Genomic DNA, 21,387 nt, shown 5'->3' with positions numbered 1-21,387 from the left:
TGATTTTTTTTCAGAATATCTTGATTTTTTTAAAAAATTGAATGACTTTAGGAAATCAAAGTCTTATCTTTTTTTTTAGATGGGTATAAGAGACAGGTCATCATCCTCGCGTCTGCGTGGCCGGCTCATCCGGCCCTCCGCGTACGCTGCGAACGGGAAGACCCCGATCCGACACTCTCCCGGAAGTTTTTTCAAGATTTTTTGGTACGGGCGTCCGCCGTCCGTTTCAGGCGGCCGAGGACATCAGGCGGAGGAGGAGGTCAGAGCGCCCCACAGGGCGGCTCTGTCCAGGGTGCCGATCCGCCATGTACGGGAGCGGAGCGTGCCGCGATGCCGGTATTCGCGCATGATCTGAACGTGCGCACGCAGCCGTACGAACTCCTGGAGATCGTCCTCATCGCGCCATACCGACAGGGAGCCGACCCTGCGGTTGACCAGATCCACCCACAACCACATGCCCACCGCGCCGGGCAGTTCCGGCCACAGGCGGCTCAGCGACCGGCCGCGCCGGGCGATGCCGGGCAGGTCGAGCGCCCGGTTCATGCGGAAGTCCGTCAGGGCGGCCACCAGCGGGCCCGGCTGCTCCCCGGCCGGTCCGGCGATCCAGCGCGACCTCAGCACGGCGCCGCCTCGGCCAGCAGCAGAGGTGCTGCGGCGGCGCGCAGCTCGTCGCTGAACGGCGCCGGCCGCAGGGTGGCCGGGTCCAGGTTGACGTTGACGCGGTAGCCCTCGGCGTGCACCACGGCGCGATCCGGGGACAACACGCGAAAGCCGTACACCCCGCTGGTGCGTCCCATCCGATCCATCCAGAAGTGCACCAACGGTTCGCCCACGCCGGCGATGGGCACGTTGTAGGTCACCTTGAACTCTCGCACAGCCAGGAACACGTCCTTGAACGCCGACCGGCCGGGGTCGGCCGCCCAGCCGAGACGGTGCCAGTACGCGGCGATCGCCCGCTCGACCAGCAAGGCGTACCGCGAGTTGTGCAACAGCCCCATCGCGTCAAGGTCGTCGAAATGCACCTGGACCGGCTCGTGAACGCCGCCTGCAATCATGTCAGTCCTCCGGAAGAAGCGCTGGGTCGGGGCAGAGCGCGCGCAGGCGCTGGAGAACGGCGCGTCGGGCATGAACGAGGGCGGCCGGCCCCTCGTACAGCCGGGAATGGATGATCACCATCTCGCCGAGCGCGTCGATCTCGTACGCGAGCTGCGCCGGATCCACGCTCGCGGCCAGCTCTCCCAGCGTCACGGCCTCCGCCACCAGCCGGCGGATGAACTCCTGCCACTCGCGCATGGCCCGCGCGACCCGGTCGTGGACGGCTCCGGGACGGTCGTCGAACTCGGCCTGCACGGCGAAGAAGAAGCACCCGCCGGGCAGCACGCCATCGCCGTAGAACGTCAGCCGCGCCTCATGCAGCGCGAACAGGCGCCGTACGCCGGCGGGGGCGCTCAGGGCGGGCCCCACCACCTGCTCGGTCCACTGGCGGGCGGCCCACTCCACGGCGTCGAGCTGCAGTTGCTCCTTGTCGCGCCAGTGCGCGAAGAATCCGGACTTGCTGACGCCGGCCGCCGCCGCCAGCCGTCCCAGGGACAGCCCGTCCAGCCCTTCGACGGAGGCCAATCCCACCGCCTGCTGGAGGATCGTCTCGCGGCTGCGCAACCCGCGCAGCCGCCGACCGTCTTGTGTCATACGGCCGACACTATATTAACGACCGATCGTTCGTCTAACTGGCCTCGCCGTGGCGTTGCGTCTGGTCCTGCCTCTCTCGCACGACAGCGCGCCCGGCAGGATGGGGCCGGGAACTTGCCGATGCGGCCATGGGGCGCGGGCCTGGGACGATGCAGGGCGGGAGGTCCCGCCGGACCGGGTCCGGCGGCACATGGCTGGGCGGCTCGTGCGCGGGTAGCGTCCAGGCATGGCCACCTTCGACCTGACCAAGCTGCGCGCGGTCGTCTTCGACACCGACGGCGTGGTCACCGACACGGCACGGGTGCACGCGGCCGCGTGGAAGCACGTGTTCGACGCCTTCCTGCGGGGCCGCCGCTCGGCGCCGTTCGACGTCCGCGCCGACTACCTGGCGCACGTGGACGGGCGGCCGCGTCTGGACGGGGTGCGGACGTTCCTCGCCTCCCGCGGCATCTCCCTGCCCGAGGGCGGCCCCGGCGACGAGCCCGGCGCGGCCACCGTGCGCGGGCTCGGGCTGGCCAAGGACGCGCTGTTCGTAGAGGAGATCGGCAAGCACGGCGTGGCCGCGTTCCCCTCCACCGTGACGCTGCTGCACGAGCTGCGGCGGCGCGGCTGCCGTACGGCGGTGGTCTCGGCCAGCCGGCACTGCCGCGCGGTCGTGTCGTCGGCGGGCCTGCTGCACCTGTTCGACGTGCTCGTGGACGGTAACGACGCCGCTGAGCTGGGCCTGCCGGGCAAGCCGGATCCGGGGCTGTTCCTGGAGGCCGCGCACCGCCTGGAGCTGCCCGCCGCCGAGGTGGCGATCGTGGAGGACGCGCTGCCGGGTGTGGAGGCCGGCCGGAGGGGCGGCTTCGGGCTGGTGGTCGCAGTGGACCGGAGCGGCTCGCAGGCGGCGGCGATGCGCGCCGCCGGGGCGGACGCCGTCGTCGAGGACCTGGCCGAGGCGAGCGTGGCAGGGCGTGTGCCCGTGAGCCTGCTATGAACGCCTGGACGCTCGTCTACGACGGCTTCGACCCCGCGGGCGAGGGGCTGCGCGAGGCGCTGTGCACGGTGGGCAACGGCAGGTTCGCCACGCGGGGCGCCACGCCCGACGGCGAGCCGCGCACACCCGGCACGTACGTGGCCGGCTGCTACGACCGGATCGACTCCGTCGTCGCGGGCCGTACCGTGACCAACGAGGACCTCGTCAATCTGCCCGACTGGCTGCCGCTGACGTTCGCCCCGCCCGGCTCCGGCTGGTTCCGGCCGCAGCGGGCCGACCTGCTGCACTACCGTCACGAGCTGGACGTGCGGCGCGGGGTGCTGGCGCGGGACCTGCGCTGGCGCGACGGCGCCGGCCGCATCACCGCGCTACGCCAGCGCCGCGTGGTGTCGATGGCCGACCCCTTCCTGGCGGCGATGGAGACCACGTTCACCGCCGAGAACTGGTCGGGGCCGCTGCGCGTGCGGGCCACGCTGGACGGGCGGGTGACCAACCGGGGCGTCGCCCGCTACCGCGACCTGCGCGGCGACCACCTGACCCGCCACGCCACCGGCACGCAGGACGACATCGCCTGGGTGACCGCCGTCACCCGATGCTCCCGCATCACCGTCGCGCTGGCCGGCCGGATCGACACCGCCAACCCCCAGGCTCTGGTCCAGAGCACGGCCCGGGGCGCGGCCCCCGGCCTGGTCGAGCGGGCGGACGATCACATCACCTCCGAGCTCGTGCTCGAACTCGTCGAAGGCGAGCCCGCCACGCTCACCAAGACCGTGGCGCTGACCACCTCGCGCGACCACGCCAGCCACGACGCCCGCTCGGCGGCCCTGCGCCACGTACGCCGCGCCCCGCGCTTCGACGAACTGCTGGCCCGCCACGAGGCCGCCTGGGCCCGGCTGTGGCGGCGTGCCCGGCTCGACGTGGACGGCCCCGAGCTGACGCAGGTCGTCCGCCTGCACATCTTCCACCTGCTGCAGACCCTTTCCCCGCACACCGCCGACCTCGACGCCGGTGTGCCCGCCCGCGGCCTGCACGGCGAGGCGTACCGGGGCCACGTGTTCTGGGACGAGCTGTTCGTGCAGCCCTGGCTCGACCTGCGCTTCCCCGAGATCTCGGTGGGCCTGCTGCGCTACCGCTGGCGGCGCCTGCCCGAGGCCAGGGACGGGGCCAGGGCGGCCGGGTTCGAGGGCGCGATGTTCCCCTGGCAGAGCGGCAGCGACGGCCGCGAGGAGGCCCAGACGCTGCACCTCAACCCCGTCTCGGGCCGCTGGCTGCCCGACAACTCGCACCTGCAGCGGCACGTCGGCCTGGCCATCGCCTACAACGTGTGGCAGCACTATCTGGCGACCGGTTCGATGCCGCCGTGGTGCGCCGAGCTGCTGTTCGAGATCGCCAGGTTCTTCGCCTCGATGGCGGTGCGGCACGGCGAGCGGTACGAGATCCGCGGCGTCATGGGCCCCGACGAATACCACGAGAAGTATCCGGGCTCCACCGCGCCCGGCCTGGACAACAACGCCTACACCAACGTCATGACCGCGTGGCTGATGACGCGCGCCCGCGAGACCTCCTGCCTGGCCCCCGACCTGGCGCCCGCCGCGGCCGAGCTGGACCGCTGGGACGACATCAGCCGCCGCCTGCGCGTCGACTTCCACGATGGCGTCATCAGCCAGTTCAGCGGATACGCCGACCTCGAAGAGCTCGACTGGGACCGCTACCGGGGCGTGCGCCGCCTGGACCGCGCCCTGGAGGCCGACGGCGACGACGTCAACCGCTACAAGGCCTCCAAGCAGGCCGACACGCTGATGCTCTTCTACCTGCTGACCGCCGAGGAGCTGGGCGACATCCTGAACCGGCTCGGCCACCCCGCCAAGCCGGACCTGATCCCCCGCACGGTCTCCTACTACCTGGAGCGCACCAGCCACGGCTCGACGCTCAGCGCGGTCGTGCACGCCTGGGTGCTGGCCCGCTCCAACCGGGCGCAGTCCTGGCGGTTCTTCACCGAGGCCCTCTACAGCGACATCAAGGACGTCCAGGGCGGCACCACCGCCGAAGGCATCCACCTGGGCGCCATGGGCGGCACGCTCGATCTGCTGCAGCGCTGCTACCTGGGCCTGGAGCTGCGGCGGGACGGGCTGCGGCTGAACCCGCTGCTGCCCGGCCGGCTCGGCCTGCTGTCCCTGCCGATCCGCTACCACGGCCGGCAGATCTTCATCGACGCCGACCACCAGGACGCACGCGTCAACGGCACCGCGCGCCGTTTCTACAGACGAGGAGAAGCGATCATGACTGGAACCGGCGACCTCGGACGTCGCATCATCCACCACCGTGAGCGCCTCGGGCTGACCCGCGAGCAGGTCGCCGAGCGCGCCGACACGTCGCCGGGGTATCTGAAGTATCTCGAGGAGAACCCCGACACCCCGGACACCGGCTGCCTCTACCGCCTGGCCGACGCCCTGCAGACGACGGTCGACGAGCTGCTCGGCGCAGGCCGGGAACGGCCGCCCGGGCGCGGTCCCGCCATGGCCCATCCCACGCTGGAGGTGATGGACGAGCAGGAGTGCCGGCGACTGATCGAGCCGGGCGGGATCGGGCGGGTGGCGTTCAACGGCTCGCACGGGCCGACGGTGCTGCCGGTCAACTACAAGATGCACAAGGGGGCCATCGTCTTCCGCACCGCCTCCGGCGGTCCCATGGACCAGGACCTGCGTACGGGGCTGGAGGGCGTCGACATCAAGATCGCCTTCGAGATCGACATGATCGACGAGACCAACCGGGAGGGCTGGAGCGTCCTCGTGCAGGGGCCGTGCCACCACGTGCCGCCGGAGGAGGCCGACGACGTGACCGCCACCGGCGTCACTCCGTGGGCGGGTGGCGAACGGCACCTCTACGTCCGCATCGTCCCCCACCAGATCAGCGGCCGCCGCATCCACGGCCTGTAGCCGCTCGCCTGCCCGCCGCGGGCCACTCGCACGGCCGCCGCCGGCCGCCCGCACGGTCGGCGGACGGCGGACGGCGGTCGGCGGACGGCGGACGGCGCGTGGGCGGCGACGGCCCGTGGCGGCCGGGGCCGACAGCGGGTTCAGGACAGCATCCGGCAACCCGTCGCGGCGAACGCCAGGAACTGCGTCGCCTCGGCCTGGTGGAAGTTGTCGTCCGACCCGATCACCAGCGTGCACTCGCCACTGGCCAGGCGCGGCCCCCACGCCAGGCTCTCCAGGTTCTGCACCGGCGAGCGGACCAGGCTCAGGTCATGGACCAGGCGCTTGGCCACCGGCTGGTACGGCCAGCCGCCCGCCAGGCTCCGCCGGCCCAGCACGTTCGTGGCGCCGCGCAGGTCGATCTCGTAGAGCTTCACCCGGTAGTTCACACCCTCGATCCAGGAACGTTCGAGCGCCAGGTAGCGGTAGTCGTCGATGGGCAGGATCTCCGACACCCCGCTGTCGGCCTCGCCGGTGGGCGGGATCGGCGCGGCGGGCAGCGAGTCGAGCGGGTAGACGTACTGGCCGCGCAGGTCGCCCTGCCGGCCCCACACGGTCAGCCGCGCCGGCGAGCCGCGCTCCGCCGTCGGCAGCGGCCCGTCCTCGTAGCGCGGGCCCTCCGTCACGGCGGTGATCGTACGGGCCGTGACGGCCAGCCCCTCGAAGCCGAAGTTGCGCCGCGGCCCCCGCTCGGCGCCCGTCAGCCTCAGGTTGAGCGGCAGCCGCAGCCGGTCCACGTGCCGCCCTTGGAGGTCCATCGCGCGCACGGCCGAGGGGGAGATCGGGATGTGCGGGTTCCTGGGGTCCGGCCGGTCTCCCTCGTCGCCCCACAGCAGCCGACCGCTCCACCGGTCGAACCTGATCGTCTCCGGATCGGCCGACTCCGGCTGGCCATACCCGGGGTACGGCGTGCCATCGGCCCTGGTGAGCGTCGTGACCCCGGTCAGCCGCACCCCCATGAACGCCCCCGACGCCTGGTCGATGTCCAGCCGGCCGGTGTAGAAGCGGGCCGGGTTGTAGCGCCACCGGTCGTCGGAGATGAAGTACCAGGCGCCGGTGCGCGGATCCCGGTCGATCCCGGACAGGCCGCCCACGGCGGTCCCCTCGAACCGCATCATGTGCGGCAGCCGCTGCTCCCCCAGGAAGCGGGTGATCCGCACCGGCTCCCGCCGCCCGGCCGCCGTCGCAGGCTGCGCGACATTCACCGCCGCCACCGCGAACGCGACGGCAATTGCCATTATTCTCCGCGTACGAGCCATTTGCTCCCCCACAATTCAAGGGCCGCCGACTGAACTGACGGAGAAAATGAAATCGCGGATTACCGGGGAAGTCCACGCAGGTAGAGCACCAGATAACCACACACCGCACTCTGAAACGGGGCAAATTCCAGCAGGAAAATAACGCAGAAAAAAAGAACCGTGCGGGGCAGACACCTGCCCCACACGGAAACAGCGACGCTCAGCTTCCTTCCGGCAGCACGGGCTCGAGGTGGAACATGCCCGTCACGACCTCCCCGGCCCCGGCGGACACCCGGGTACGCCCCGCCACCGCCGCCACCACGTCCCTGGCCGTGATCAGCCCGACCAGCCTGCGCTCGGTGACGACCGGCACCGCGTCGCACCCGGCATCCGTCATGACCGCCGCGACCCGCGGCAACGGCGTGTCCGGCCGCACCCGCGGCCGGCGCTCGCCCACCAGCAGCGAAACCACCTGGCGGGCGGACTGCTCCCACGGCCCCCCGGACCACGAGGCCGCCAGGTCCTCACGGGACAGCACGCCCAGCAGGTGCGGGCCCTCCACGACCGGCAGATGGTGCACGCCCGCGCGCCGCATCAGCTCCCACGCCATCAACGGCGACTCGCCGGGCTTGACGGCGACCAGGACCCGGCTCATCACCTGCTCGGCGATCAGCGATTCGATACCCATGACACTTCACCCCCACTACCAGTCCTTCCCTCTCCGGCCCGGCAAAGGCGCGCGGGCCGCACCCGGAATTGGCATCAGCATCCGGCGCCCTTTACAACGTAGATCAGGAGAGCTGTGCGATGGACACGGCGATGCCGTCGAGGATGAGCCACAGGCCGTGGGCGTACGCCTCGTCGCTGGTCGGGGCGCCGCCCTCGCGGACGCCGGCGACCGTGAAGGGGAACTCGGCGGCGTACGCGGCGAGGTCCCGGGCGTCGCCGCGGGCCTGGCGCTCGCGTCGCGCCTGCTCGTTCAGCACGAAGCCGAGGGTGTAGTGGCTGATGGAGCTGACGGCGTGCAGGCCCTGCGCCGGCGTGAACCCGAGCCCGGTCATGACCTCGAGCTCCGCCTCGAAGGCACGCGCCACGCCCGGCCCGGGGTCGCTCCCGGCGATCAGCCGCGCCCCGTCGCGGTGGCTGAGCAGCACGCGCCGGTAGCGGTGCGCCCGGCGGGTGAGCCAATCCCGCCAGGTCTCCCCCTCCCGCGGCCCGCCCATGTCGGGGGCGAGCAGCTCGCGGGCCATCTCGTCGAGCAGCTCCTGCTTGTTGCGGAAGTGCCAGTAGAGCGCGGGGTTCTGCACGCCGAGGCGGGCTGCCAGGCGGCGGACGGACAGGCCGTCCAGCCCCGCCTCGTCGAGCAGCTCCAGCGCGGCGCGGACGACGCTCTCGCGGTCCAGTCCCTTTTGTACCATCGCCCGTTACCTTAACAGCGCTAAGGAAGTCGGGTGCCGATGACGGCGGTGGCGTCCAGCTCGCCGGAGCTCGCCGCGCGCGCCGCCAGGCCGGCGCGTTCGACGGCGCGGACGGTCTCGGCCGCCTGGCGTTCGCTCGTCTCGACCAGCAGATGGCCGCCGGGCGCGAGCCACTCCGGTGCCTGGGCGATCACCCGCCGTACGACGTCGAGCCCGTCGTCGCCGCCGTCGAGCGCCACCAGCGGCTCGTGCAGGCGGGCCTCGGGAGGCAGCAGCCCGACCGACGCTGTGGGCACGTAGGGCGGGCTGGCGATCAGGATGCCGACCCGGCCCCGGAGCGTGGCGGGCAGCGGCTCGTACAGGTCGCCCTCGTACACGTGACCGCCGGGCAGGTTGCGGCGGGCGCAGCGCACGGCGGCGGGGTCGAGGTCGGCGGCGTGCAGCTCGGCCGCCCCTGCCAGCCCGGCGGCCACCGCCGCGCCCATCGCGCCCGTGCCGCAGCACAGGTCGAGGACGACCGGCGTCCCGGGACTCTCGCGGGCCAGGGCGACGGCCTCCCCGATCAGGAACTCGGTACGGGGCCGCGGCACGAACACCCCAGGCTCCACGACCAGCCGCAGGCCGCAGAACTCGGCCCAGCCCAGCACGTGCTCGAGCGGCCGGCCGGCGACCCGGCGATCCACCATGGCGGCCAGCTCGGCAGGGCTGCGCGCGGTGGCGACGAGCAGCTCGGCCTCGTCCTCGGCGAACACGCAGCCTGCAGTCCGGAGCCTGGCGACGATGTCAGCCGCAGGGAGGGGTGATGAAAAAACCGACATGGGGGTCATTCCTACCAGAGCCTGGTCACATCCCGGCGGGCCGCCCCAGGAGGGCGTCCCTCGGGATGGTGGCGTGCAGGTGCAGCCCGGCGCCGGGTCTGGCGTCGATGGTGAGGGTGCCGCCGATCGCGCCGAGCCGGTCGTACATGTTGGTGATGCCGTGACCGGCGTGGATCAGGTCCGGTGCCGCCCCGTTACCGGTGTCGCGGAAGTCGAACGACAGCCCGTCCTTGTCCTCCATCGTGATGGTGACGGTGGCCTTCTCGCCGGCGTGCTTGATCGCGTTCTGCAGCGCCTCCAGCAGGCAGAAGTAGATGTTGATCTCGATCTCCGGCGGGTAGCGGCCGATCCCCGCCGACTGGATCGCGGTCGGCAGCGGAGAGTGCCGCGCCGCCGCCCGTAACGCCGCCTCCAGCCCGTACTCGGCGAGCTGCGGCGGATAGATCCCGTGCGCCAGGTTACGCAGCTCCGCCCCCGCCTCCCGCAGGTCGTCCGACAGCTGCGCCAGCAGCGGCCCTGTCTGCTCGGGCTGCGTGGTCAGCAGCCGCTGCGCCACCCGCGCCTGCACGGCCGCCGCCACCACGCGCTGCTGGGCGCCGTCGTGCAGGTTCCGCTCGATCTCGCGGCGCTCGCGGTCGGCCGCGGCCACCAGTCGCGCCCTGGACTCCTGGAGCGCCTCGGCCCTGGCCACCAGCATGACGTGGTTCTGCCAGGCGAGATAGGAGGCCCTGGTGAAGGCCAGCACGACCGCGGCGATGACGAGGAGGTCGACGAGCCAGAGCGGTTCTTCGAGCCCGATGCCGTCGAGGAAGCGGCCGGCCAGCGTGACCGCGACCGCGACCGCGATCGTACAGGCCATGATGACCTTGAAGCGGTGGCGCGGCAGGTAGGCGACGGACAGCAGGACGGGCACCACCACGACGAGCGCGGCGTAGGGCAGGGCGTCGGGGATCGTCGCGGTCAGGGCCAGGGCGAAGCACCACGTGATGGCCGCGGACAGGGCGATGGCGCGCTCGATGGGGCCGCGCTTGATGACGCGCAGGGCCGCGACGGCGAGCAGCGCGACGGCGCCGCCCGCGCCCGCCAGGACGAGCAGCCAGGGCGTGCGCGTGCCGGCGAAGGCCGCGAGGGACAGCCCGCCCGCCGCCAGCGCGACCGTCAGCATCGCCAGCAGGCCGGTGGCGATGTACCGGTGCGGGTGGGGGTCGCGCTGGATCCTGGCGTACGCGCGGGCGACGAGCTCCCAGATCCTCTGGAGCACCGCCTGGACGGCGCTCCCCCGCTCCCGCCTGGCCCGCTCGACGCCGGCGCTCTCCAGCACGGAGCGGGGCAGGTGGCCGTGCAGGTGCAGGCCGCCGCCGGGCCGGGTGTCGATGGTGAGGGTGCCGCCGATGGCGCTGAGGCGGTCGTTCATGGTGGTGATGCCGGACCCGGCCTGGATCACGCCGGGACTCGTTCCGGCGCCGGTGTCGCGGAAGTCGAACGAGAGGCCGTTGCGGTCCTGCAGGAGGATCGTGACGGTGGCCTCGCCCCCCGCGTGCTTGATCGCGTTCTGCAGCGCCTCCAGCAGGCAGAAGTAGATGTTGATCTCGATCTCCGGCGGGTAGCGGCCGATCCCTGCCGACTCGATCGCGGTCGGCAGCGGGGAGTGCCACGCCGCCGCCCGCAGCGCCGTCTCCAGCCCGTACTGGGCGAGCTGCGGCGGATAGATCCCGTGCGCCAGGTTACGCAGCTCCGCCCCCGCCTCCTGGAGATCGTCCGACAGCCGCGCCAGCAGCGGCCCTGCCTGCTCGGGCTGCGTGGCCAGCAACCGCTGCGCCACCCGCGCCTGCACGGCGGCCACGACCAGGCGCTGCTGGGCGCCGTCGTGCAGGCTCCGCTCGATCTGGCAGCGCTCGCGGTCGGCCGCCGCGACCAGCCGCGCCCGCGACTCCCGCAGCGCCTCGGCCCTGGCCACCAGCATCACGTGGTTCTGCCAGGCCGCCAGCGACACCAGGGCGGCGATGAAGGGGATGAACACGATGGCCAGCGCGTGGGTGACCGGCGGGTCCGCCTCGATGCCCACCCCGTCCAGCAACCGGCCGACGATCACCAGCGCCGTGCCGACCACCATGGTCGCCCCCAGCATCGCCGACAGCCGCGCGTGGTTCATGTGCTGCACGGCCACCAGCACCGGCAGCAGCACGGCCAGCGTCAGGGTGGAGAGCGCGAACGGCACGACCGCGGTGACCATGAGCGCGACCAGCCAGTTCGAGAGCGCGAAGATGACGACCGCGGCGAACCGCCGGTAGTGGTGGATCATGTGCACGGCCCGGACCAGGAAGGCGGCCATGACCAGGAGCAGGACGACGATCGCGACGATCCAGCCGCTGCGGACGGCGCCCGTGGCGCGCAGCACGGCCAGCCAGGTGGCGGCGACCAGCACGCCGATCAGGTCCGCCTGGATGTACGTGCGCAGCCGCTCCCATTCGGGTGCGCCGATCTCGATGATGGCGTGCCCCCGCAGACCGGCTAGAACACCGCGTGCCCCCCGTCGTCCCACAACGCCTCCAGTTCGTCCGGGCCGAAGCGGTCCTTGTGCCGGTAGAGGGCGCCCATCACCATCGCCTCCCGGGGCAGGTCCTCCGTGTTGTCGACCGACAACAGGACGACCACGACCTCGGGATGCCGGCACCTGATCTGCCGAGCCGCTTCGAGACCCCCCATCCCCGGCATGTTCACGTCCATCAGCACCACGCCGACCGGGTGATCCCGGAGGAAGCCGAGGGCCTCCTCGCCGCTGGCCGCCTCACCTGCCAGCTCGAAACCGTCCGCCACCGCTATCACGCCGGCCACGGCCCGGCGGAACGACGGCAGATCGTCCACCACGAGTACGGGAACGAGGTGTCGCTTCACATGGCAGATGGTCGCACCGGATCGCCGGTCTGTCGGTGGTGCCACCATCACTATCGCTCGCTATCTCGATGACGCATCGGAATCGAGGAACATCAAGACGGCCTTGACTCTCCGGTTGGTGTCCCGGTCACCGCGCAGCCCGAGCTTCAGGAAGATCGAGTTGATGTACTTCTCCACAGCGCGCTCGGAGACCCCGAACCGGGCCGCGATGGCGAGGTTCGATCTTCCCGCGGCCACCTCGGCCAGGGTCTCGCGCTCCCTGGGCGTCAGCTGCCGCAGCACACCTCCCTCGTTGCGGGCCTTGGCGGACACCAGCGAGTCCACGACCACGGAGTCGATGAACGACCCGCCGGAGGCGACCGTGCGCACCGCCGAGACCAGCTCCCCAGGGGCGGCGATGCGCTCCTTCAGCAGATATCCGCGCCGGCTGCTGCCCTGGGCGATCAGGGCCAGCAGATAGCTGGGGTCGAGAAACTGCGACAGGACGAGGACCGCGAGCTCCGGATGCGTGTCCCGCAACGCCGTGGCCGCCCTTATCCCCTCGTCGGTCAAGGTCGGCGGCATGCGAATGTCCGTAACCACCACATCGGGCTTTTCCTGGTCGACGCTCGTCATCAACGCGTCGTAGCCCGAGCAGACGCCGATGACCTCGACTCCGCCCTCCGTGCCGAGCAGGGCCTCGATGCCCGCCCGCACCAGGAGGTTGTCCTCGGCGATCACTATCCGCAGCGACGTCACCACCAAACCGTAGTCCGGTGCCCGTGGACACTCAACACGTTGATCGGGCCGGCCCAGGCGGCGCAAGGGTGTGGAAAGACGGCGGGCGGCAGTGCGGAAAACCGAACCACGAATTCGGAAGCCAGCTTTATCGGCTAATTGGCGGAGCGGGGGGAAACTGTGCTCAACGGGATTCAGCGACGGCCGCGCGGGCGGCCGAAATGATCGCCGGCCGTACCTGGCTCGGCCTTCTGGGGGATATCGAGCGATTCGACTGATGCACTTCGAAAGGAAGTGGGGGCCGCGATGTTCAGCATCACGGAGCGAGTATCGCGATTCAGGTCGTGGGCCGGGGAGCTCCTCGACCGCGCCGACCGATCGCTCTGCGCGGGCCAGGACGAGCGGGCCCGCGCACGGGGATGGACGGTCACCAGGACGGGCTTCGGCGCGCGGCGCTACCGCGACCCGCGCTTCGACGCCCTGAAGGGGGCCGCCCGCGTGGGCGCCGGCGCACCCTGGGTTCCGGAGGCACTTCCACCGGCGCGTTCCGGGTCCTGGAGCTGATCGCCATGTCCGATCGCAACGTACGCCACAAGCCGCACCTGTCCATCGAGGACCTCCTCCCGCCGCGCGGGACGAGCCCGGTCGTGCTGCTGTGGCGGTGGCGTACGGAGATCGTGTCGTTCGCGGCGGCGGCCGGGGCCGCGGTGGTGCTGGCGACGGCCGCCGCGCAGGGGTGGTGGCTGGCGTTCCTCGCGCTCGCCGGCTCCGTCAGCGTCCCGGCCACGGTCCCGGCCGGGCGGAAATGGCTCAGCCGGCACTTCTGGTGCGTCTTCTCCCGGCACCGGCTGCAGCGGGTCTGCATGGAGACGCCGATGCACACGAGAAAGGGCAGAATTCCGCTGGTGCTCTGGATAACGCCGACCGCGCTCGGGGAAAAGGCCTTCCTGTTGCTGCGGGCCGGAATTTCCGCGGCGGACTTCGAGGCGTTCGGCCCGGAAATAGCGGCGGCCTGCTACGCCACTTCGGTCCGGGTTTCCCGCCATCCCAGGCGGGCGCAGTTCGTCACGGTCGAGATCGTCCGGCGTGGGGAGGTGCTGGGGGCGGCGGCGTTCAGCGGTGAGCACCCGCACGAGATGCGCGTACGGCCCGCTCCTGCGCCTGCGCCCCAGTGAATCGCACCATCGTGCTCCTCGATTGCCGTACGTCCACAGCCAAGATACCGTGAACATTCAGATGATTGGATCATTTGAATCGGAGTGGCGATGACCGACGTGCCTGAGATCGACCTGACCGACGTCGCGGTGCTGCAGGACCCCTTCTCCGCGTACACACGGGCCGGGGCGGAGTCGCCCGTCGCACGCCTGGTTGCGCCCGGGTTCGAGTTCTGGGCCGTGTTGCGGCACGAGGAGGCCCGGGCGATGCTGACCGACCCGCGGCTGGAGACCAGCGAGAGCACCTTCCAGCAGCGGCCGGACGTGCCGGCCGACTGCCTGCCGTACATGCGCTCCATGACCGAGATGAACGGCGCCGAGCACGCGCGGCTGCGCAGGCTGGTGGCGCCGGCGTTCACGCCGCGCAAGGCGGCGGAGTTCGGGCCGCAGATCGAGCGGATCGTCGAGGGCCTGCTCGACGAGCTGCCCGAGCACGTCGCCGAGGACGGCACGGTGGACCTGCTGGCGCACTTCGCGCGGCCGCTGCCGATCGAGGTGATCTGCGAGATGGTCGGCATCCCCGTCGCCGACCGCCCCCGCTGGCGGGAGTACGGCGCCGCGGTCGCGGCCGGCCACGGCGACGCGTTCGCGCAGGCCATCCCGGGGATCATGGATGGCGCCAAGGCGGCGGTCGCCAGGGCCAAGAGTGAGCCGGGCGCCGACCTGCTCTCGGATCTGGCCCGCATCCAGGAGGAGGACGGCGACCGGCTCGGCGAAGGGGAGCTGATCGCCCTGGTCTGGCAGCTCGTGCTGGGCGGCCAGACGCCGACGAACCTCATCGCCAACGCCGTGGTGACCCTGCACGCCCACCCCGGGCAGCTCGCCGCGCTGCGCGCCGACCCGGGCCTCATGCCGCGCGCCGTCGAGGAGCTGATCCGCTGGTGCGGGCCACAGTTGCTGACCTTCCCTCGGTTCACCACGGAGGAGATCGAGATCGGCGGCGTGCCCGTGCCCAAGGGCGTGCCCGTCGTCGCCGCGATCCCCGCCGCGAACCGGGATCCGCGCGTGATCGAGGAGCCGGACCTGTTCGACATCGGGCGGGAGCCGTCGGCGCATCTCGGGTTCGCGCACGGGCCGCACTTCTGCGTCGGAGCGTCGCCGGCCCGCGTGCAGACCGCGATCGCGCTCGGTGCGCTGCTGCGCCGTTTCCCCGATCTGACGCTCGCTGAAGACCCCCGGCACACTCCCGACCCGGGCACGTGGCGGGTGCTGTCCCTGCCCGTGACCCTGCGCCCGGCGGGCTGAGCCGGTGGCCCGCATCGGCAAGAGCGGCGAGCTGACGTGCTCGTTCTGCGGCAAGACCCAGCAGGAGGTCCGCAAGCTCATCGCGGGCCCGCCGACCGTCCACATCTGCGACGAGTGCGTGGAGCTGTGCACCGAGCTCATCACCGAGGAGCTCGCGGCCTCGGGCGGCGAGGAGCGGGAGCCGCCCAGGCCGCGGGAGATCCACGCGTTCCTCGACCAGTACGTGATCGGGCAGGAGCAGGCCAAGAAGGCGCTGTCGGTGGCGGTCTACAACCATTACAAGCGCCTGCGGTCGCCGGCCGGCGAGGAGGAGCCGGTCGAGCTGGGCAAGTCCAACATCCTGCTGGTCGGCCCGACCGGCAGCGGCAAGACGTACCTGGTGCAGACGCTGGCGCGGATGCTGGACGTGCCGTTCGCCATCGCCGACGCCACCGCGCTCACCGAGAGCGGGTACGTCGGCGACGACGTCGAGAACATCCTGCTCAAGCTCATCCAGGCGGCCGACTTCGACGTCAGGAAGGCCGAGACCGGGATCGTCTACATCGACGAGATCGACAAGATCGCGCGAAAGAGCGAGAACCCGTCGATCACGCGCGACGTCTCGGGTGAGGGCGTCCAGCAGGCGCTGCTGAAGATCCTGGAGGGCACGGTCGCGAGCGTGCCGCCGCAGGGCGGGCGCAAGCACCCGCACCAGGACTTCATCCAGATCGACACCACGAACGTGCTGTTCATCGCCGGCGGCGCGTTCGCCGGTCTGGAGGAGATCGTCGAGCGGCGGGTGGTCCGCAGGGGCTCCGGGTTCGGGGGACTGCTGCGGGGCGAGAGCGACGAAGACGTGCTGTCCCAGGTCATGCCCCAGGACCTGGTCAAGTACGGGCTGATCCCCGAGCTCACCGGCAGGCTCCCCGTGCTGACGACGCTGCGGCCGCTCGATCGGGAGGCGCTGGTGCGGGTGCTCACCGAGCCGCGCAACGCCCTGATCAAGCAGTACCAGAGGCTGCTGGAGCTGGACGGCGTCGAGCTCGAGTTCGAGCAGGACGCGGTGGCAGCCGTCGCCGAGCAGGCGCTGCTGCGACGCACGGGCGCCAGGGCCACCCGCGCGATCCTGGAGGAGGTGCTGCTCAACGTGATGTACGAGGTGCCGAGCCGGGATGACGTGGCCCGCGTCGTGATCACTCGCGACACGGTGCTCGACAACGTCAACCCGACCCTGGTGCCCCGCGATCATCGCCCGCGCAAGTCCGCCTAGATGTGACTCCTGAGGAAGCCGAGCTGGTGCCGGAGCAGCCCCTACAAGACCCGTGGATCAGCAGCAGCGGCCGGGCGCCTCGGGCAGGCTGCTCGGCGGTGACCCGCTGCAGGGCCGGCCCACGGAGCGCGGGGCCGGACCGGTTTCGGGCATGCCGATCATGCGTGTTTCCTCTCGATCGAATCAGGAGCTCCGGGGAAACCGCATACCTTCCCTTGGGGCACTTTTCGCCGCGAACGTGGAACCGCCGGGCGTGGATGGGCTGTCCAAGTCATGGGCGACGTTCACACCGGCGGCCACCCGCCCGCGAATCCCTCGCTGGGAATCGCGGAGCCGCTGGAGCCGGATGACGCCGCAGACGGCCCTTCCCGTCCGCCGGCGCAGGCTGAACGTCGCCCCCACCAAACACTCAGGCGGTGGCCCCCAGGTTGTCGTCGAGCACCCTGTCGAGGAAGCCGTCCAGGTTGGCTACGGCCCGGACGATCCGCTCCGCTGCCGTGAGCGACTCGAACCGCACGCCCAGCTCGGTCTGCTTCCGGCCGCGCACGTAAAGGGAGCAGTCCAGGTCGGCACACATGTAGATGCCCACCGTGTTGCCCTGCCGGCCGGCGGCGCCGACCCGGGGCGCGGTGAACAGGGCGACGCCGGTTCCCGCGTGCGGGGTCACGCAGACGGAGCACAGGGTGCTCTTGGCGAAGCTCCTGCGTACGTCCTGAGCAGGCCGCAGCGCCACGCCGACGAGCCCGCCGTCGCGTTCGGCGACCAGGTAGGCTCGCTCGGGCGCCCCCGGGTCGCGCCAGCCCAGGAAGTCCAGGTCGGGCCAGGGAAGAGCGGAGAGGTTCCGCGGGAGGCCGAGTCTGCGGGCCTCCCCTTTGGAGCAGTTGACGAAGGAGGCGCGGACGTCGTGCTCGGTGATGGGCTTCATGACTCTCTTTCCTAGTGACTCTAGGAAAGAGCCTAGACATACTAGGATGCGGCCACAAATCATTTATGTCAGAGCGTCGCCGGCAGAACCGGGCGGGCGGCCGCGCACGCCGGCGCCGACCGCGCCGAGCAGCCGGACGCGGGCGCCGTCTTCGCGGCCGGCCCCGATCATGCTAGGCGGACGTTCAGTAGGCGACGGTGAACCTGGCCCGGTGGTGCCTGGGGCGCTCGGCCTCGTCCAGCAGCGCCACGGCGAGGTCCTCCATGGAGATCGCCGACCTGCCCGCCGCGTCGGCCAGCAGTTCATCACGGCCGAGCCGGTAGACGCCGGTACGCTCCCCCGGCTCGAGCAGCGCCGGCGGGCTCAGGTACGCCCAGTCGACGCCCGTCTCGGCGCGGCAGGCGTCGAGCTGCCCGTTGCAGGCCAGCGCGATGGGCCGCAACGCGGGCGGGAAGTCCGGCGTCTCCACGACGGTGAGACCGCCGGTGCCGGGCACGGTGAGCCCGGCCGCGCCGCCGACGAGCAGCAGCCGCACCCCGGTCCTGGCCAGGCCGGCCAGGAGCGCTTTGGCGGTGGTGACCAGGTCGTCCTCGTACCCGGGGGCCGGGCGGGTGGCGCTGATCACCAGATCCTGGCCGGCGCTCAGCGTGGCCACGTCCTCGGCGTCCGAGGCGTCACCCGTGACCACTCGGGCCGCGGTGGGGGGCAGGCGGGCGGGGTCGCGGGCGACGGCGGTCACCTCGTGGCCGCGCGAGAGCGCCTCGGCCACCACCCGGCCGCCGACGGCTCCGGTCGCTCCGAAAACGGTGATGCGCATCAGGATTCCTTTCCGATCAGTACGCGTGGGGTGGCCGCCGGGAGCGGCCGTGTGCGGCTGGGCTGGATCTGGGCGGCGACGAGTGCGGCCAGCACGATGAGCGCGCCGAGCACCTGGGGGGCGGCGAGCTGCTGGCCGAGCACGGCCCAGCCGAGCGCGGTGGCCACCACGGGGCTGAGCAGGCCGAGGAACGTGACCTTGGTCGCCGACAGCGCCCGCAACCCGCGGAACCACAGGGCGTAGGCGAGGGCGGACCCGATGATCGCGAGGTAGGCGTAACCGGCGAGGTTGGCGGTGGTCAGCGTGGCGGGCGGCATCCCTTCGACGGCCAGTGCCACGGGGAGCACCAGCAGGCCGCCGGCCACGAGCTGCCAGCCGGTTGTGGCCAGCAGCGGCGCGGGCGACTGCCACCGCTTGCTCAGCACGACCCCGGCCGCCATGACCGCCGCGCCGCCCAGTGCGGCGGCCACGCCGATGGCGTCCAGCCGTGCGTCGGCCCGCAGCACGAGCAGCCCGACCCCGGCCACGCCCGCCACGGCGGCGACCATGGTGCGCGGGGTCAGCCGCTCGCGCAGCAGCCCGGCCGACAGCAGGGCGACCAGCAGGGGCTGAATGGCGCCGACGGTTGCGGCCACCCCTCCGGGCAGCCGGTACGCGCCCACGAACAGCAATGCGTTGAACATTCCGATGTTGAGCGCCCCGAGCACCAGCGCGCGCCACCACCAGATCCCCTGGGGCAGTCGGCGCGTGATGGCGACGAGCACGATCCCGGCGGGCAGGGCCCGGATCACCGCGGCCAGCAGGGGCCGGTCGGGCGGCAGGAACTCGGTGGTGACGAGGTAGGTGGTCCCCCAGATGGCGGGGGTCAGCGCGGTCAGCAGGACGATTCCCCATCGATTACTTAGCACTAAGACAAAGTATCTCAGCGCTAAGCGACTTGGCCAGTGATTTACCTCACCACTAAGACATCGGTAGGGTGGAGCCGTGGCAGATCACGTCGACCTCGTGCTCAAGCAATGGCACGCCCAGCGCCCCGACCTGGACGTTTCCCCGATGGCGGTGATCGGGCGGCTGTCGCGGCTCTACCGGCTGATCGACGCGGAGCTGCGCCGTACGTTCGCCGCCCACGGCCTCGACAGGGCCTCGTTCGACGTGCTGGCCACGCTGCGCCGCAGCGACCCCCCGCACCGGCTGACGCCCGCCGAGCTGATGCGCGCGTCCATGGTCACCTCGGGCGCGGTCACGCAGCGGCTCGACCGCCTGGAGGCGCGCGGCCTGGTGGCGCGCACGCCGAGCGATTCGGACGGTCGCGGCGTGTACGTGACGCTCACCGCGGACGGGCACACGCTGATCGACCGCGTGCTCCCCGACCACATCGCCACCGAACACCGCGTACTGGCCGCGCTGAGCGGCGAGCGCCGCGACGAACTCGCCCGCACCCTGCGCGACCTGCTGGAGTCACTCGGCGACGTCACCGACCTGTCATGACCGGAACGGAGGCCGAGACCGCCTTCAGCGGCGGCGCGATCGCCGTCCGGCCCCGCCCGACCTGCCCCGATCGCCGGGCACGGGCTTGCTCCGGCCGCCTGATCCGGGCTTGGCGCGGGTCTGGGTGCCGGCCTCGCTCCGGGTGTCCGGCCAGTGCGAAGGGCGGGTGAGCGCGGGCGGGAGGCGGGTGGCGGCGTCGCCCTTGGCGGCGTTGAGCTGGGCCTGAGTGAGGAAGATGGCGCCGGTGAGATCGGCGCCCGCCAGATCCGCACCCCGCAGGTCGGCCCCGATCAGATCGGCCTGCCGCACATCGGCGCCCCTCAAATCCGCCCCGATCAGGTAGGCGCCCCGAAGGTTGGCTCCTCGCAGATCGGCACCCTTGAGCCTGGCCCCGATCAGATCCGCTCCCCTGTGATCCTTGCCCGGCTGCCCGGCCCTGACCAGCTCACTCGTCCGCGACAGCAGCACGTTGACCTCGGTCCGATGCGCCGCCACGTCGAGCTTCTCCAGCACGTCGGCGCTCTCCCGGCTGAGCCGCTCGGTCTCCTCGAGGGCCTGCCGCAGCTCGGCGTGGATCTGCCCGGCGGACTCCAGCGACAGCGCCTCCGCCACATACCACAGCAGCTCGTGCAGCTGCCGCATGACCGGGAACACCGCGTACATCTGCCCCGCCGTGCCCGGCGCCTGCCGCCAGCTCCGGCCCTCGAACGTGACCTGCGAGACCTTCTGCCCCGCCCCGAAGCAGTCGAACACCGTGCACCCGGGATAGCCGCGCTGCCTCAGCTGCTCGTGGATGGAGCAGCGGAAGTCGTCGCGCAGGTTGCGGCACGGCTCTCCGGCGGCCTTGCCGGCGGCGAAGTCGGCCGAGGCCGAGAACGGCAGCGCTACGCAGCACAGCCCGAAGCAGTTGTCGCAGTCGGCCAGCAGGCCGAGCTCGCGCGGGTTCGTTCCGGGCAACGTGCTGGTCTCCTCGTGGACGGGCGGCAGATCAAGAATACTCAAGGACGCACGTACGGCGTCGTCGTGGTGAGCGCCGCGAACCCGAGCCGTGCCAGGATGGGCCGGCTCTGGCTGGAGGCGTCGACCTGCAGATACGTGAACCCACGCGCGGCCGCGGCCTCGGCGCGGCAGGCGACCAGCGCACGATAGACGCCGCGACCGCGCCACTCCGGCACGGTGCCGCCGCCCCACAGGCTCGCGAACCGGGTGCCCGGGTGCAGTTCCATGCGGGCGGCGCTGACCGGCACGTCGCCCGCCATGGCGACGACCGCGACGACATCGCCGGCGGCGAGCCGGGCGAGCAGGCCTTCCCCGATCCGGTCGCGGGTGGCGCCGAAGGCCCGCTCGTGGACGTCGGCCATGAGCTCCACACCGTCCTGATCGGTCACCTGGACCAGGCGAACCCCCTCGGGCAGCGCGGCGCCGGCTCGCGGACCGGCGGCCTCGCCGCTCTGGGCGGCGGCCCGGGCGGTCTCGGCGACCATGAGGGTCTCGGGCGGCTCGGCCGTGAACCCGGCCGCCAGGAGCCTGCGGTCGAGGTCGGCGGGCCGGTCGTGGCCGTAGAGCTTCCACTCGAACGCCCTTCCCAGCGACCGGAAGTAGCGGACCTGCTCGGCGACCGCCGCGTCGGCGCCGTCGTCGTCGAGGTCCGACCAGACGACGCCGTTCCATCCGTGTTCGGGACCGACCTGCCGTACCACGCCGCCCACCCGCTCCACCC

22 protein-coding genes are annotated in these 21,387 nt (G+C 71.7%); 7 read left to right on the top strand and 15 right to left on the bottom strand.

Annotated elements, in window-relative coordinates; translation table 11 throughout:
* Positions 1–243 precede the first annotated feature (243 nt).
* From EJK15_RS54730 to EJK15_RS54720, 3 genes are read right to left on the bottom strand one after another with little or no spacing between them, the layout of a single operon-like run.
* On the bottom strand, positions 244–621 hold the full coding sequence (locus EJK15_RS54730; protein ID WP_138718379.1) for a hypothetical protein: 378 nt from the start codon (positions 619–621) through the stop codon (positions 244–246).
* Positions 615–1,055 carry an acyl-CoA thioesterase gene (locus EJK15_RS54725; RefSeq protein WP_138718378.1) on the bottom strand — a complete coding sequence of 147 codons (441 nt, stop codon included), beginning with the start codon at positions 1,053–1,055 and terminating at the stop codon, positions 615–617. The genes EJK15_RS54730 and EJK15_RS54725 overlap by 7 nt, the downstream gene beginning before the upstream one ends.
* Position 1,056: 1 nt before the next feature.
* Positions 1,057–1,689, bottom strand: coding sequence for a TetR/AcrR family transcriptional regulator (locus EJK15_RS54720; protein WP_138718377.1), 633 nt, complete (start codon positions 1,687–1,689; stop codon positions 1,057–1,059).
* Between the two features lie 226 nt (positions 1,690–1,915).
* Here EJK15_RS54720 and EJK15_RS54715 point away from each other — a divergent pair, with 226 nt between their 5' ends.
* Both EJK15_RS54715 and EJK15_RS54710 read left to right on the top strand, forming a co-directional pair.
* Positions 1,916–2,668, top strand: coding sequence for an HAD family hydrolase (locus EJK15_RS54715; protein WP_138718376.1), 753 nt, complete (start codon positions 1,916–1,918; stop codon positions 2,666–2,668).
* Positions 2,665–5,604: a pyridoxamine 5'-phosphate oxidase family protein gene (locus tag EJK15_RS54710; protein WP_138718375.1), complete on the top strand. Its 2,940-nt coding sequence runs from the start codon at positions 2,665–2,667 to the stop codon at positions 5,602–5,604. The genes EJK15_RS54715 and EJK15_RS54710 overlap by 4 nt, the downstream gene beginning before the upstream one ends.
* Positions 5,605–5,744: 140 nt before the next feature.
* Here EJK15_RS54710 and EJK15_RS54705 read toward each other — a convergent pair whose 3' ends face one another.
* The 7 genes from EJK15_RS54705 to EJK15_RS54675 all read right to left on the bottom strand — a co-directional run bounded on the left by EJK15_RS54705 (position 5,745) and on the right by EJK15_RS54675 (position 12,750).
* Positions 5,745–6,881 (bottom strand): esterase-like activity of phytase family protein, encoded by a 1,137-nt coding sequence (locus tag EJK15_RS54705; RefSeq protein ID WP_138718374.1) that lies wholly within the window; start codon positions 6,879–6,881, stop codon positions 5,745–5,747.
* 220 nt (positions 6,882–7,101) lie between these two features.
* Positions 7,102–7,569 (bottom strand): CBS domain-containing protein, encoded by a 468-nt coding sequence (locus tag EJK15_RS54700; protein ID WP_138718373.1) that lies wholly within the window; start codon positions 7,567–7,569, stop codon positions 7,102–7,104.
* 103 nt (positions 7,570–7,672) lie between these two features.
* Positions 7,673–8,299 carry a TetR/AcrR family transcriptional regulator C-terminal domain-containing protein gene (locus EJK15_RS54695; protein ID WP_240777814.1) on the bottom strand — a complete coding sequence of 209 codons (627 nt, stop codon included), beginning with the start codon at positions 8,297–8,299 and terminating at the stop codon, positions 7,673–7,675.
* 20 nt (positions 8,300–8,319) lie between these two features.
* Positions 8,320–9,117 (bottom strand): putative protein N(5)-glutamine methyltransferase, encoded by a 798-nt coding sequence (locus EJK15_RS54690; RefSeq protein ID WP_138718372.1) that lies wholly within the window; start codon positions 9,115–9,117, stop codon positions 8,320–8,322.
* A gap of 25 nt (positions 9,118–9,142) precedes the next feature.
* Positions 9,143–11,659, bottom strand: a complete 2,517-nt coding sequence (locus tag EJK15_RS54685; RefSeq protein ID WP_138718371.1) for a sensor histidine kinase — start codon at positions 11,657–11,659, stop codon at positions 9,143–9,145.
* A complete protein-coding gene (locus tag EJK15_RS54680) occupies positions 11,629–12,012 on the bottom strand; it encodes a response regulator (RefSeq protein ID WP_171075090.1) in 384 nt (127 codons plus the stop codon). Before EJK15_RS54680 ends, EJK15_RS54685 begins: the two co-directional genes overlap by 31 nt.
* 60 nt (positions 12,013–12,072) lie before the next feature.
* Entirely contained in the window at positions 12,073–12,750 is a 678-nt protein-coding gene (locus EJK15_RS54675) for a response regulator transcription factor (RefSeq protein WP_138718369.1), read from the bottom strand.
* A gap of 285 nt (positions 12,751–13,035) precedes the next feature.
* Here EJK15_RS54675 and EJK15_RS54670 point away from each other — a divergent pair, with 285 nt between their 5' ends.
* The 4 genes from EJK15_RS54670 (at position 13,036) to clpX (ending at position 16,437) form a co-directional block, all read left to right on the top strand.
* The gene (locus tag EJK15_RS54670; RefSeq protein ID WP_138718368.1) at positions 13,036–13,293 is read left to right on the top strand and encodes a hypothetical protein; all 258 of its coding nucleotides are present in this window, start codon (positions 13,036–13,038) and stop codon (positions 13,291–13,293) included.
* A 5-nt stretch (positions 13,294–13,298) separates the two neighbouring features.
* Complete coding sequence (locus tag EJK15_RS54665) at positions 13,299–13,904, top strand: hypothetical protein (protein ID WP_138718367.1); 606 nt, start codon at positions 13,299–13,301, stop codon at positions 13,902–13,904.
* 90 nt (positions 13,905–13,994) lie between these two features.
* Entirely contained in the window at positions 13,995–15,188 is a 1,194-nt protein-coding gene (locus EJK15_RS54660) for a cytochrome P450 (RefSeq protein ID WP_138718366.1), read from the top strand.
* A gap of 4 nt (positions 15,189–15,192) precedes the next feature.
* The gene (gene clpX, locus EJK15_RS54655; RefSeq protein WP_138718365.1) at positions 15,193–16,437 is read left to right on the top strand and encodes an ATP-dependent Clp protease ATP-binding subunit ClpX; all 1,245 of its coding nucleotides are present in this window, start codon (positions 15,193–15,195) and stop codon (positions 16,435–16,437) included.
* Positions 16,438–16,846: 409 nt separating this feature from the next.
* Here the strand turns inward: clpX and EJK15_RS54650 are convergent, their stop codons facing one another.
* From EJK15_RS54650 to EJK15_RS54640, 3 genes are all read right to left on the bottom strand, one after another.
* Complete coding sequence (locus EJK15_RS54650; protein WP_138718364.1) at positions 16,847–17,362, bottom strand: FBP domain-containing protein; 516 nt, start codon at positions 17,360–17,362, stop codon at positions 16,847–16,849.
* A 184-nt stretch (positions 17,363–17,546) separates the two neighbouring features.
* Positions 17,547–18,179: an NAD(P)-dependent oxidoreductase gene (locus EJK15_RS54645; RefSeq protein WP_138718363.1), complete on the bottom strand. Its 633-nt coding sequence runs from the start codon at positions 18,177–18,179 to the stop codon at positions 17,547–17,549.
* Positions 18,179–19,087, bottom strand: a complete 909-nt coding sequence (locus EJK15_RS54640) for an EamA family transporter (protein ID WP_138718362.1) — start codon at positions 19,085–19,087, stop codon at positions 18,179–18,181. The genes EJK15_RS54645 and EJK15_RS54640 overlap by 1 nt, the downstream gene beginning before the upstream one ends.
* A gap of 76 nt (positions 19,088–19,163) precedes the next feature.
* Between EJK15_RS54640 and EJK15_RS54635 the strand changes: the two genes are divergently transcribed.
* Entirely contained in the window at positions 19,164–19,667 is a 504-nt protein-coding gene (locus EJK15_RS54635; RefSeq protein WP_171075089.1) for a MarR family winged helix-turn-helix transcriptional regulator, read from the top strand.
* Between the two features lie 24 nt (positions 19,668–19,691).
* On the opposite strand, the gene EJK15_RS54630 is transcribed toward EJK15_RS54635, so the two are convergent.
* Together EJK15_RS54630 and EJK15_RS71735 are read right to left on the bottom strand one after the other, a co-directional pair.
* Positions 19,692–20,663 carry a pentapeptide repeat-containing protein gene (locus EJK15_RS54630; protein ID WP_420847164.1) on the bottom strand — a complete coding sequence of 324 codons (972 nt, stop codon included), beginning with the start codon at positions 20,661–20,663 and terminating at the stop codon, positions 19,692–19,694.
* A 2-nt stretch (positions 20,664–20,665) separates the two neighbouring features.
* On the bottom strand, positions 20,666–21,387 hold a 722-nt coding region (locus tag EJK15_RS71735; RefSeq protein ID WP_171075088.1), incomplete at its 5' end, for a GNAT family N-acetyltransferase.

The sequence above is a fragment of the Nonomuraea basaltis genome (assembly GCF_005893125.1).
In the GTDB taxonomy this organism is placed as follows: Bacteria; Actinomycetota; Actinomycetes; order Streptosporangiales; family Streptosporangiaceae; genus Nonomuraea; species Nonomuraea basaltis.
The sequence above is the reverse complement of the archived record's forward strand: the minus strand, read 5'-3'. Positions and strand labels throughout refer to the sequence as shown.

Excerpts from the sequence above, each read along its gene's own strand:
- EJK15_RS54715 (WP_138718376.1), top strand. The coding sequence starts at position 1,916 with ATGGCCACCTTCGACCTGACCAAGCTGCGCGCGGTCGTCTTCGACACC.
- EJK15_RS54670 (WP_138718368.1), top strand. The coding sequence starts at position 13,036 with ATGTTCAGCATCACGGAGCGAGTATCGCGATTCAGGTCGTGGGCCGGG.
- EJK15_RS54690 (WP_138718372.1), bottom strand. The coding sequence starts at position 9,117 with ATGTCGGTTTTTTCATCACCCCTCCCTGCGGCTGACATCGTCGCCAGG.
- EJK15_RS54720 (WP_138718377.1), bottom strand. The coding sequence starts at position 1,689 with ATGACACAAGACGGTCGGCGGCTGCGCGGGTTGCGCAGCCGCGAGACG.
- EJK15_RS54705 (WP_138718374.1), bottom strand. The coding sequence starts at position 6,881 with ATGGCAATTGCCGTCGCGTTCGCGGTGGCGGCGGTGAATGTCGCGCAG.
- EJK15_RS54700 (WP_138718373.1), bottom strand. The coding sequence starts at position 7,569 with ATGGGTATCGAATCGCTGATCGCCGAGCAGGTGATGAGCCGGGTCCTG.
- EJK15_RS54645 (WP_138718363.1), bottom strand. The coding sequence starts at position 18,179 with ATGCGCATCACCGTTTTCGGAGCGACCGGAGCCGTCGGCGGCCGGGTG.
- EJK15_RS54695 (WP_240777814.1), bottom strand. The coding sequence starts at position 8,299 with ATGGTACAAAAGGGACTGGACCGCGAGAGCGTCGTCCGCGCCGCGCTG.
- EJK15_RS54650 (WP_138718364.1), bottom strand. The coding sequence starts at position 17,362 with ATGAAGCCCATCACCGAGCACGACGTCCGCGCCTCCTTCGTCAACTGC.
- EJK15_RS54710 (WP_138718375.1), top strand. The coding sequence starts at position 2,665 with ATGAACGCCTGGACGCTCGTCTACGACGGCTTCGACCCCGCGGGCGAG.
- EJK15_RS54660 (WP_138718366.1), top strand. The coding sequence starts at position 13,995 with ATGACCGACGTGCCTGAGATCGACCTGACCGACGTCGCGGTGCTGCAG.
- EJK15_RS54665 (WP_138718367.1), top strand. The coding sequence starts at position 13,299 with ATGTCCGATCGCAACGTACGCCACAAGCCGCACCTGTCCATCGAGGAC.
- EJK15_RS54725 (WP_138718378.1), bottom strand. The coding sequence starts at position 1,055 with ATGATTGCAGGCGGCGTTCACGAGCCGGTCCAGGTGCATTTCGACGAC.